Source organism: Micrococcus sp. 116 (assembly GCF_902506395.1).
Classification (GTDB): Bacteria; Actinomycetota; Actinomycetes; order Actinomycetales; family Micrococcaceae; genus Micrococcus; species Micrococcus luteus.
Map to the genome: position 1 here is coordinate 1,710,081 of NZ_LR732370.1, position 11,401 is coordinate 1,721,481.

10 protein-coding genes and 1 pseudogene are annotated in these 11,401 nt (G+C 74.1%); 2 read left to right on the forward strand and 9 right to left on the reverse strand.

The genetic code is table 11. From position 1 onward, the window contains the following. The coding region (locus tag CITRIK5_RS07945; RefSeq protein WP_159833455.1) for an aminotransferase class IV at window positions 1-990 on the forward strand (990 nt) is incomplete at its 5' end. 77 nt (window positions 991-1,067) lie between these two features. Further along, on the forward strand, window positions 1,068-1,346 hold the full coding sequence (locus CITRIK5_RS07950; protein ID WP_036383649.1) for a DUF4235 domain-containing protein: 279 nt from the start codon (window positions 1,068-1,070) through the stop codon (window positions 1,344-1,346). A 78-nt stretch (window positions 1,347-1,424) separates the two neighbouring features. On the opposite strand, the gene mnhG is transcribed toward CITRIK5_RS07950, so the two are convergent. From mnhG to CITRIK5_RS07995, 9 genes and pseudogenes are all read right to left on the reverse strand, one after another. Next, window positions 1,425-1,832, reverse strand: coding sequence for a monovalent cation/H(+) antiporter subunit G (gene mnhG / locus CITRIK5_RS07955; protein ID WP_036383647.1), 408 nt, complete (start codon window positions 1,830-1,832; stop codon window positions 1,425-1,427). After that, entirely contained in the window at window positions 1,829-2,167 is a 339-nt protein-coding gene (locus tag CITRIK5_RS07960) for a monovalent cation/H+ antiporter complex subunit F (RefSeq protein WP_036383645.1), read from the reverse strand. The genes mnhG and CITRIK5_RS07960 overlap by 4 nt, the downstream gene beginning before the upstream one ends. Then, the gene (locus tag CITRIK5_RS07965) at window positions 2,167-2,784 is read right to left on the reverse strand and encodes a Na+/H+ antiporter subunit E (protein ID WP_036383643.1); all 618 of its coding nucleotides are present in this window, start codon (window positions 2,782-2,784) and stop codon (window positions 2,167-2,169) included. Before CITRIK5_RS07965 ends, CITRIK5_RS07960 begins: the two co-directional genes overlap by 1 nt. Next, window positions 2,771-4,402: a Na+/H+ antiporter subunit D gene (locus CITRIK5_RS07970; protein ID WP_036383641.1), complete on the reverse strand. Its 1,632-nt coding sequence runs from the start codon at window positions 4,400-4,402 to the stop codon at window positions 2,771-2,773. The genes CITRIK5_RS07965 and CITRIK5_RS07970 overlap by 14 nt, the downstream gene beginning before the upstream one ends. Beyond that, on the reverse strand, window positions 4,399-4,959 hold the full coding sequence (locus CITRIK5_RS07975; RefSeq protein ID WP_159833457.1) for a sodium:proton antiporter: 561 nt from the start codon (window positions 4,957-4,959) through the stop codon (window positions 4,399-4,401). Before CITRIK5_RS07975 ends, CITRIK5_RS07970 begins: the two co-directional genes overlap by 4 nt. Further along, complete coding sequence (locus CITRIK5_RS07980) at window positions 4,956-8,054, reverse strand: Na+/H+ antiporter subunit A (protein ID WP_159833459.1); 3,099 nt, start codon at window positions 8,052-8,054, stop codon at window positions 4,956-4,958. The genes CITRIK5_RS07975 and CITRIK5_RS07980 overlap by 4 nt, the downstream gene beginning before the upstream one ends. Before the next feature lie 68 nt (window positions 8,055-8,122). Further along, window positions 8,123-9,508: pseudogene (locus tag CITRIK5_RS07985) on the reverse strand (MFS transporter); the annotation flags it as partial. Further along, window positions 9,442-10,023, reverse strand: coding sequence for a dCTP deaminase (gene dcd / locus CITRIK5_RS07990; protein ID WP_036317147.1), 582 nt, complete (start codon window positions 10,021-10,023; stop codon window positions 9,442-9,444). The gene dcd and the pseudogene CITRIK5_RS07985, both read right to left, overlap by 67 nt. Before the next feature lie 3 nt (window positions 10,024-10,026). Then, on the reverse strand, window positions 10,027-11,401 hold a 1,375-nt coding region (locus CITRIK5_RS07995; protein ID WP_236557165.1), incomplete at its 5' end, for a hypothetical protein.

The following is an 11,401-nucleotide window of genomic DNA, read 5'->3' on the forward strand; positions in this document are numbered from 1 at the left end:
GCCTTCTCCCCCGCCGCCGGCTCGCCCGTCCTCGTCCTGCTCGAGACGGACGCGGACGGCGCCCCCGCCCCGCGGCTCGCGGACCCGGCCGTCCCGCACCTGAGCGTCACGGACCAGGGGGTCACGCGCGGCGACGGCATCTTCGAGACGGCGCTCGCCGTCGCCGACGGGCTCGGGACCCTGCGCATGCGCAAGCTCGGAGCCCACCTCGGCCGGCTGGCCGCGTCCGCCGCCGCCCTGCAGCTGGCCGCCCCCGAGGCGGCGGCGTGGGAGGCCGCCGTCGCGCTCGGCCTGCGGGCGTTCACCGAGGCCAACGACGTCGCGCCCGGGGACCGTCTCGCCGTGCGCCTGACCGTCACCCGCGGCCCGGACGCGGCTCCCGGCGCGGTGCCCACGCCCACCGCGTGGGCGCTGCTGAGCCCGGCCCCGGCGATCCAGGACGAGGAGCGGCAGCGGGGGCTGCGGGTGCTGCTGCTGGACCGCGGCATCGACTCGCAGGCCCCCGAGCGCTCCCCGTGGCTGCTCACCGGCGCGAAGACCCTCTCCTACGCCGTGAACATGGCCGCCCTGCGCTACGCCCGCGCGCACGGCGCCGACGACGTCGTCTTCACCAGCGCGGACGGCTACCTGCTCGAGGGCCCCACCTCCACGGTGCTGATCGTGCGCACCGGGGAGGACGGCGTCCGCCGCCTCCTCACCCCGCTGCGCCAGAAGGGCATCCTCGCCGGCACGTCGCAGGCCGTGATCTTCGCGGCCGCCCACGCGGACGGCTGGGAGCTCGGCTACGGCCCGCTCGTCCCGGCGGACCTCCAGGGCGCCGAGGGCGTCTGGCTCGTCTCCTCGGTGCGCGGCGTCCTGCCGGTGCGCGCCGTCGACGGCGTCGAGATCCCCGTGGACCACGAGCTCACCGGCATGCTGCAGGCCCATCTGGACGCCGACGGCGACCCCGGCCGGCACGTCAGCGGCGACCCGGTGCCCACCGCGGGCTAGGCTGGGGACCGGCCCGTCCGGCGTCGTCGGCCGCGGCCGCAACCGCACGTGAGATCCCCGACCACGGAAGGCGCACCATGAACACGCTCGCCCAGAAGGCCCTGTCCGCCGGCATCACGCTGGTCGGCGGCATCGTCGGCTCCCGCGTGGTGGCGGGCGGCTGGCGGCTCGTCACCGGCCACAGCGCCCCGAACGACGCGGCCGACGAGACGCTGCCCCTCATCGAGGCCCTGTCCTTCGCGTTCATCTCCGCGGGCGTCGCGGCGCTGCTGAAGGTCGCCGGCCAGCGCGGCGCCGGCGCCGCGATCCGCAAGGTGTCCGAGTCCACCGCGCACCGCGTGGACCACGAGGTCTGAGCCGCCCCGCCACCACCACGACGACGGCCGCCGCCCGGAGGGATCCGGACGGCGGCCGTCGTGCTGTGCGGGGTGGTGTCAGCGGCGCCCGCGCGGCCGGGCGCCGGCGCGGCGCGGCCCGGGGTCCGCCGGGGGCTCGGCGCGACGGACGACGGCGGCCAGCTCGTCCCGGTGCAGCAGCTCACGGCGGGCGTGCTTGGTGCGGTAGCCCGTACGGCCCACCAGGTGGGAGGCCACCGGGGCCGTGACCATCTGGGTGACCCACGCCAGCAACAGCACGGGCAGCCACACCCACGACCGCCACTCGATCGCCAGCCCGGCGAGCATGAGCAGCAGGCCGAGGACCTGCGGCTTGGCGGCGGCGTGCATGCGGGCCAGCAGGTCCGGGAGCACGAACAGGCCCACGCCGGCCACCAGGGAGAAGAAGGCACCGCTGACGAGCAGGAACGCGGCCAGCCAGTCCAGGAGCGTGGCGGTGTCGGTCATCGGCCCTCCTCCCCGCCCGGCACGTCCGTGGTGCCGGGCACGCGCGCCTGGTCCTCGAGCGAGTGGTCCGGGCGCCGGTCCTCCGCGAAGCGCGCCACCGTCACCGAGCCGACGAAGCCGACGGTGGCGGCCAGCACCACGAGGACCACGTGGTGGGTGTGGCGGTGCACGGCCATCTCCAGGACGAGCATCCCGGAGAACACCACGAGCAGCACGTCCGTGGCGACCGCCCGGTCCAGCAGCGAGGGGCCGCGCACGATCCGGTAGAGCGCACCGACGGCGCCGACCACGAGCAGCGCCCCGCCGGCCCACGTGGCCAGGTCCATGGGGTCCATCAGGCCTCCTCCTTCGGGGGGCGGGCGGCGGGGGGCGCCGAACTCGGGAAGCGGCGGACCAGCTCGAGGTCCTCACGCGTGCCGACGGCGCGGATGATGCCCGCCTCCACGTCGAGGGCCTTGGCGCGGAAGCCCGCCACGTCCTCGTCCGTGGTCGCGTCGAGCACGTGCAGGTACAGGACGGAGCGGACCCGGTCCACGTCCAGCACGATCGAGCCCGGCACCAGGGCCAGGGCGTGGCTGACGAGCGTGATGATGAGGTCGTCGTGGCTGCGCAGCGGGACGCCCACGATCGAGCCGCGGGCGCGGCGGCCACGCAGCAGCACCGTCCCGGCCACGTTGACTGAGGCGCGCACGACGTCGACGAGGAACCGCACCGTGAACACGAGGGACCACCAGGGGTTCAGACGGCCGCTGAACGGGATGCTCGGCATCGGGAAGAGCCCGATGATCAGCAGCGCGAAGGCGAGGCCGGTCAGGGCCACGTGCGGAGCGAAGTCCTGCCACAGGGCGCACCACACGGCCACCATCACGAGGATCAGCGGCCACTGGGCCACGATGCCCCGGATCCGGTCGGGGCGCACCACGCCGCGGCGGGCGGAGTCACTTCCGGGCATCGTGCACCTCCGTCGGGTCGACGCTGAGGGTGGCCGCGGCCCGCTCGGCCGCGGCGTCGTCGAGCACCGCCGCGATGTAGGGCGAGCGGTCGAGCATGTCCGTGGCGGCCTCGTCGGCCAGCGCGAACAGCGGACCGGCGGCCACCGTGAACACCAGCGTCAGGCCCACGAGCGCCGTGGTGGGCAGCACGAGGCCCGGCTCGAGCGGGCGGGGGCGCTCGCCACGGGCGACGGCCCGCTCGTAGGCGGCCACGAGCTGGGCGGGCGGGTGCTCCACGTCCTCGACGCGGCGCCAGAACGCGCGGGTCCACACGCGCACCACCACGAGCAGGGTCAGCAGGGACACGAGCAGGGACACGCCCACCAGCGTGTAGGCCAGGGGCGTGGCCTGCTCGACGCCGCCGCGCAGCAGGCCGACCTTGCCGAGGAAGCCGGAGAACGGCGGGATGCCGCCGAGGTTGAGCGCGGGCACGAGGAACAGGACGCTCACGAACGGGGAGACCTTCGCCAGGGACCCGAGGCGGTCGATGTTCGCTGTGCCGGCGCGGTTCTCGATCAGGCCCGTGACGAGGAAGAGCGCGGTCTGCACGGTGATGTGATGGGCCACGTAGTACACGGTGGCCGCCAGCCCCGCCTCCGTGGCCAGGCCCAGGCCGAAGATCATGTAGCCGATGTGGGAGACGAGGATGAAGGACAGGATGCGCTTGATGTCCGTCTGGGCCAGCGCGCCGAGGATGCCCACCACCATGGTCAGCGCGGCCACCACGAGCAGGAGCGCGTTGACGTGCTCCCCCGGGAAGAGCAGCGTCTCGGTGCGGATCATCGCGTACACGCCCACCTTGGTGAGCAGGCCCGCGAACACCGCGGTCACCGGGGCGGGCGCGGTGGGGTACGAGTCCGGCAGCCAGAAGGACAGCGGGAACACGGCCGCCTTGATGCCGAAGCCCACCAGGAGCAGCACGTGCAGGACCATCTGCACGTCGGTGGGCAGCTCGCCCAGCTTCACGGCCAGGTCCGCCATGTTCACGGTGCCGGTGGCCGCGTAGATCATCGCGATCGCGATCAGGAACACCACCGAGGAGAGCACGGAGACCACCACGTAGGTGACGCCCGCGCGGATGCGCTGGGCGGTGCCCCCCATGGTCAGCAGCACGTAGGAGGACGTCAGGAGGATCTCGAAGCCCACGTAGAGGTTGAACAGGTCGCCGGCGAGGAACGCGTTGGACACGCCCGCCACGAGGATCAGGAACGTGGGGTGGAAGATCGAGACCGGCCCACCCTCGTCCCGGTTGATCAGCCCCTGCGCCGAGGCGTACAGCAGCACCGCCAGGGTGATCAGCGCCGACACCACGAGCATGAGGGCCGAGAGCCGATCCACCACGAGGCTGATGCCCAGCGGGGCCGGCCAGCCGCCGAGGTGGACGGCCGCGACCCCGGTGTCCCAGACCGCGGCCAGCAGCAGCGCGTCCAGCACGAGGGTGAGCACGAGCGCGGAGACCGTGACGGTGATCTGCGCGCGGGGGCGGCGCACGAGCATGAAGGTCACGGCCGCGCCCAGCACGGGCAGCATGACGGCCAGCGGGGCCAGGTCGGTCAGGGGGAGGGTGCCGATGCTCACGGGCGCGGCCCCCCGTCGGCGCGGTGGGCACGGACGGCGGACGCCGGGCCGGGATGGGCGGGCGGCGTGGGTGAGGCGTGGCGCACGTGGGGTCGGGACTCCGTGGCGTGCTCGTAGTGGGCGTTGGGGTCCGCGGCGTCGTCCAGGAACTCCGAGGACTCCTCCACGAGCTCCGCGTCGTCCTCCGCGTCCCAGGCGGGCATCCGGGCGATCTTGACGTCCTCCGCGTCCACCTCGACCTCGTCCTCGCGGACGAGCAGCCACGAGCGGTAGATCATGGCGGTCAGGAAAGCGACCACGGCGAAGCCGATCACGATCGCGGTGAGGATCAGCGCCTGCGGCAGGGTGTCCGCGTACTCCCGCGGGTCGCGGCCCGGCACGAACAGGGGGGCCGCACCCGTGCCGCCGGACGAGAGGAACAGCAGCAGGACGGCCGCGTTGTTGATCAGCATGACGCCGATCAGGATGCGGGTCAGGTTGCGCTCGAGCACGAGGTGGATGCCGCCGGCGAACATCACGCCCATCGCGGCGAGCAGGGCCAGGTCGACGGTCGTCACGGTGCGGCCTCCTCGGGCTTCGGGGTGGACGGGGTGGCCATGCGGGGATGGCGACGGCGGGCCGCCGCGCGCGCCCGCGCGCGGCGGGCCTCCTCGCCCCGGCGGTCCACTTCGCCGCCGAGCGAGCGCAGCACGTCCATCACGAGGCCCACGACCACGAAGTACACGCCGATGTCGAACGCGGTGGCCGAGACGAGCTTCAGGGAGTCGCCGAACAGCGGCAGGTCGGTGAACTCGACGACGGCGGACTGCAGCACCTGACCGCCGAAGAACAACGGCGCCAGGCCGGTGGCCGTGGCGATCGTCAGGCCCAGGCCGAGCATGGCGCCGGCCGGGATGAGCGAGGCCTCCTGCAGCTCGAAGCGGCCGCCGGCCAGGAACCGCAGCGTCAGGGCCAGCCCGGCCAACAGGCCGCCCGCGAAACCGCCGCCCGGCGTGTTGTGACCGGCCAGCAGCAGGTACACGGACAGCAGCATCATGATCGGGAACAGGAAGCGGGTGACCACCTCCAGGATGATGGAGCGCCGCTCGGGGGCCATCGTGTGCCCCGCCACGAGCCACTGGCCCTTGCGGTCGTCCACGGCGAAGCTGCGCGCGACGGACAGCTCGCGGGCCCCGAGCGAGGAGTCGGCGCCGAAGTCGCCGACGGATCCGGGGGCGACGTCGTCGATGCTGCGGGTGTGCCCGTCCCGGTGCTGCAGGAAGATCAGCGAGGCCACCCCCGTGGCCGCGGCCGCGAGCACCGTGATCTCGCCCCACGTGTCCCACCCGCGCAGGTCCACGAGGGTCACGTTGACCGCGTTCAGCCCGTGGCCGTGGACATAGGCCTGCTCCGGTATGGCCAGGGAGATGGGCTCGGCGGTGCGGGCGGTCAGGGCGGTGGCGGCGATCCACATCATGGACACGGCGAACCCGACGGCCACGGTCAGCCGCCCGAGCCGCCGCGACCCGGTGCGGCGGGTGTGCCAGTCCGGAGGCAGCACACGCAGGCCCAGGACCACGGTGACCAGGATGATCGACTCCACGAGCACCTGGGTGATCGCCAGATCCGGGGCGCCGCGCAGGGCGAACAGGGCGGCCAAGCCATAGCCGGTCACGGACACCAGCATGATCGCCATGAACCGGCGGCGGGCGCGGACGGCGAACACGGTGGCCACGGCGATCATGAGGACGATGACCAGCTGCGCCGGGCTCTCCGCCCAGATGATGTCCCCGTCGAGGAACGCGGTGGCCAGGACGCGGTCCTCCCGCCCGACGGGGAACAGGAGGAAGGCGACGGGCAGGCCGGCCGCCGTCGTGAGGATGATCGCCAGGTAGCGGCGCAGGGAGCCGGTCTGGGTGCGGCCCGTGACCCAGACGGCGACCTCGTCGAGGGCGCCGGTGATCTTCCGGTACGTGCGCAGGGCGTCGACCGGGAACTCGACGCGGCGCTGGAACGCCTCGACTCCCGGCCGGCCGAGGGCGAGCAGGGCACCGAGCAGCCACACCGCGGCGGAGACGGCGAGGGCGGGCGTCCAGCCGTGCCAGAGGGCCAGGTGGGCCGGAGAGGCGGCCGGGTCCAGGGCCGGGATCGTGGCCGTGTGGGCGGCCAGCAGGCGCTCGAGGGGCCCGGGCAGGACCGCGAGCACCAGACCGGTGAGCGCCAGCAGCCCGGCGGGGGCGAGCTCGAGGAAGGTCACGCGCGTGTGGAAGCGGGTGGCGGGCACGGGGGCGCCCTCGGGGGTGCGCTTGGTGGCGAAGGCGCCCCAGAGGAAGCGCCACGTGTAGGCCACGGTGAGCACGGACCCCGCGGCCATCAGCACGAGGGGCGCCCACGCCAGCAGGCCGCCGTGGGCCGCGCCGTGGTCCGTCAGGCTCTGCAGGACCGCCTCCTTGGCCACGAACCCGAACAGCGGGGGCAGGCCGGCCATGGAGGCGGCGGCCAGGACGGCGACCGCGGCGAGCACGGGATGGCGGCGGCCGATGCCGGAGAGCTCGCGCAGGTCGCGGGTGCCGGCCTCGTGGTCGATGATGCCGACCACCATGAACAGCGGGGCCTTGAACAGTGCGTGCGCCAGGAGCATCGCGAGGCCGGCCAGCGCCGCGTCCCGGGTGCCCAGGCCGTTGGCCACCATGAGGAAGCCGAGCTGGGAGACCGTGCCGTAGGCGAGCACGAGCTTGACGTCGGTCTGCCGCAGGGCCCGCCAGCCGCCCAGCAGGAGGGTCCACAGGCCCAGGCCGAGCACGAGCACCTGCCACGTGGCCAGCTCGTGGAAGGCGGGGGCCAGGCGGGCCACGAGGAAGACGCCGGCCTTCACCATCGCGGCCGCGTGCAGGTAGGCCGAGACCGGGGTCGGGGCGGCCATCGCGCCCGGCAGCCAGAAGTGGAACGGCGCCTGGGCGGACTTGGTCAGCGCACCGATCAGCACGAGCGCGACGGCGACCTCGAGCAGCCCGCGCATCCCGGGGTCCGCCATGAGGGCCGGGGCCGCCTCGAGGACGCCGGAGATCCGCCAGGAGCCGGAGACGTGGGCCAGCATGATGAGGCCGGCGAGCATGGCCAGGCCGCCGAACGTGGTGACGATCAGGGCGGTGATGGCGGAGCGGCGCGCGAAGATACGGTGGCCGGAGTAGCCGATCAGCAGGAAGGACAGGACGGAGGTGACCTCCCAGAAGGTGTAGAGCACCATGAGGTCGTCCGTGGTGACGAGGCCGAACATCGCGCCGGCGAAGGCCAGCAGCTGGCCGCCGAACACGGCGTCCTTCGCCTCGTGCTCCCGGAAGTAACGGGCGCAGTACGCCAGCACCAGCGCACCGACGCCGAGCACGATCAGGGACATGAACGCGGCCAGCGCGTCCATGCGGAACGCGAGCGTGATGTCCAGGGACGGCACCCAGGGCACGGCCCGGTCCAGATGCGCCGCCGAGGCCGGGACCGGCCGGCCGGCGTCGAGCGCCTCCTGCAGCGCGAACACGTGCGGCAGCTGGGTGAGCAGCCAGACGAAGCCCGCCGCGGGAGCGGCGGCGAGCAGATAGAACCCCTGACGTCCCGTCCACCGGAAGAGCACCGGGGCGGCGAGCGCGACGACGAAGAGCGCGGTCAGGGTGACGAGCATGCGGTCCCTTCGTCAGGCACGGGCGAGGGTCCGGTCCAGACTAGCGGAGGGATGCATCCCGCCCGGGGTCAGCGAATCGATTCCGCGCTCCGCGTGATCGGTTCCGTGACGCGGGCGAACAGCAGCCCACCGGCCACGAGCACGACGGCGATCACGGGGATGACCACCCGGTTGTCCGGGTGCAGGGCGAGCGCGAGCGTCACGAGGGCGGGCGTGATGAACCCGACCGCGCGGCCCGTGGTGGCGTACAGCCCGAACACCTCGCCGGCCGTCCGCGGCGTGGTGAGCCGGCCCAGGAACGCGCGCGAGGCCGACTGCACCGGGCCCACGAACAGGCACAGCGCCAGCCCGCCGACCCAGAACGCGAGGGTGCCCGAGGCGAAGAACAGCGCCCCGGCCACGAGGACCATGGCGGCCAGCGAGCCGAGGATCACTCGGCGCGGACCGACCGCGTCGTCGAGCCGCCCGCCCACGAAGGCGCCCAGGGCGGCCACCACGTTGGCCGCGATCGCGAACAGGATCACGTCCGAGGCCGCCAGCCCGTAGACCGTGGTGCCCAGGATGGCGCCGTAGACGAAGACCGCCCCGACGCCGTCGCGGAACACCGCCGAGGAGAGCAGGAACCACAGGGTGTTGCGGTCCTCGCGCCACATCCGCGCCAGGGTGGACCCCAGCGCACGGTACGAGGCCGCCAGGGACTCCCGCCGCGGGCCGCCGCCGGGGGACGGCGCGGGCGCCGGGTCCGGCACGGCCACCAGCACCGGGATCGCGAACACCAGGAACCACGCCGCGGCCACCAGCGCCACGACCCGGATGTTCAGCCCCTCGTCCTCCGTGATCCCGAACCAGTGCGCGTCCCCCGAGACGAAGCCCACGAACACGATCAGCAGCAGCAGGATCCCGCCGAGGTAGCCCGCTCCCCAGCCGATCCCCGAGATCCGGCCGATCGTGGCCGGCGTCGAGATCTGCACGAGGATCGCGTTGACCTGCACCTCCGCGAACTCGAAGAACACGGTGCCCAGGGCGATCAGGGTGACGCCCAGCAGCAGGGAGGACTCCCGGGGCGTGACGAAGAAGCACGCCGCGGTGCACGCGATCACCGCCGCCGTCATCACCCCCAGCCAGAGGCGGCGCCGGCCCGCGCCGTCCGCGCGCCGGCCCATCACGGGCGCGGTGACTGCGATGACGACGCCGGCCACCGCCATCGCCGTCGAGAGCCAGGCCGTGCCCCGCTCGTCCGGCCCGAACGCGTCCGAGGCCAGGTAGGTGCCGAACACGAAGGTGACCATGACCGCGTTGAACGCGGCCGAGCCCCAGTCCCACAGCGCCCACGCGGCCACCTGGCGGCGCGGGGCGGCGGAGGCGACCGGCGGGAGCGCGACGTCGGTCATCGCTCGATGCGGGTGAGATGGAAGTCGCGGTGCGCCCGGGAGGCCGTGGGCCCGCGCTGACCCTGGTACCGGTTCTGGTTGGCCCCGGTGCCGTACGGCGACTGGGCCGCCGAAGAGAGCCGGAAGAAGCACAGCTGGCCGATCTTCATCCCCGGCCACAGCGTGATGGGCAGCGTGGCCACGTTGGACAGCTCGAGCGTGACGTGCCCGGAGAAACCGGGGTCGATGAACCCGGCGGTCGAGTGCGTCAGCAGGCCCAGCCGCCCCAGCGAGGACTTGCCCTCGAGGCGGGCGGCGAGGTCGTCCGGCAGCGTGACCTGCTCATAGGTGGAGCCGAGCACGAACTCCCCCGGGTGCAGGATGAAGGCCTCGTCCGGGTCCACCTCCACCAGCCGGGTCAGCTCGTCCTGCTCCTGGCGCGGGTCGATGTGCGCGTACCGGTGGTTGTCGAAGAGCCGGAAGAACCGGTCCAGGCGCACGTCCACGGACGCGGGCTGGACCATCGCCGGGTCGAGGGGGTCCAGGCCCACGCGGCCGGAGTCGAGCTCGGCGCGGATGTCACGGTCGGAGAGCAGCACGGCTCAGTCCATTCGCACGACGACGGCCAGCGGGGTGCGCTCGCGGCCCTGGCCCAGCGGGTTGTCCGCGAAGGCGGCTTCGAGGACGGCGGCCGACGCGGCGGTGTCCTTGCCGAGGGCGTTGCGGCCGATGTCGTTGGCGTCCATCACGACGGTGCCGGCGAAGGAGGCCTTCGCCCAGGCCGGGATGTCCGCCGCCCGGATCATCGCCGAGACCTCGGCGGCCACCCGGTCCGGCTCGGCCGGGGGCAGCTTGGCCGAGACGTTGGCCGGGAACGTGGAGTAGGTGGTGGGCCCGTCGATCGCGCGGACGTTGCCGCCCACCACGTTGTAGAACACACCGCGCTTGCCGGCGACCTTGCCGGCGGCGCCGGCGGCCGCGGAGAGCACGATGCGCGGCAGGCCGGCCTCCTGGATGGCCAGCTGCATGGTGGTGGGGTCACCCAGACCGATGCCCGCGGGCGTGCGGGTGACCAGGCGGGAGAGGGCGCGCGCGGCCACGGAGGGGCGGACCTCCCAGGTGTAGTAGGAGCGGCCCTGGGTGATGGCCACGATCTTCTCGGACACGGAGAAGTGCCACGGGGCGTCCTGCGGCATCGCGTCCGCGGGCAGGTCGCGGAAGAAGTCCTCGATCTCGCCGCGCAGGTAGGCCTGCAGGTCCGTGTCCCGGTCCACCAGGCCGGTCTGCACGGGGAAGCGGCGGTAGCGGCGGCCGTCCTCGGCGGAGACCAGGTCGAGCTCCTTGCCCGGGTTCGGCTCGTGGTCCGGCTTGGCCGGCGCCGGGGCTCCCGCGGCCTCGTCGACCGCGGCGGCGGGGCCGGCCGGGGCGGCGTCCGCGTCCACCGCCTCGCGCAGCCAGAGCTCGAGGTTGAGCAGGCGCCAGAAGCGCTCGGGGTCGTGCCGGCGCGGGTGGGCGAGGAAGTCCTCGAACAGCGCGCGGACGGTGGGCGCGTCGGCGTACGGGCGGGCGGCGAACGAGTCGGAGGCGAACACCTCGCGGACCGGCTCGCGCAGGGCGAGCAGCAGGCCGGCCGCGGCGTCGTCGTCCGCGGGGCGGGCCGGCGGGAGGACGGCGTCCACCAGGCCGGCGAGCCGCCCGCGCGGCACGCCGCGGTCGGCGGGGCGCTCGTCCGCGTGGGCGTCCACGAAGGCCGAGTTCAGCAGCGCCTCGACGGGCACGTCGGCGCGCTCGCGGGAGTCGGCCAGGCGGGCGGCGACGTCGCGCCGGGTCGCGGTCAGGGTGCGCGCGGCGCCGCGCAGGCCACGGGACGCGCCGGCGGCCGGCGGCGTCGGGGCGGGGCGGCCGCACACCTGCGCGGTCGAGGCCAGGGGACCGCCGTGGGCGCGGATCGCGGCGCGGACCGACTCGAGGTCGGCG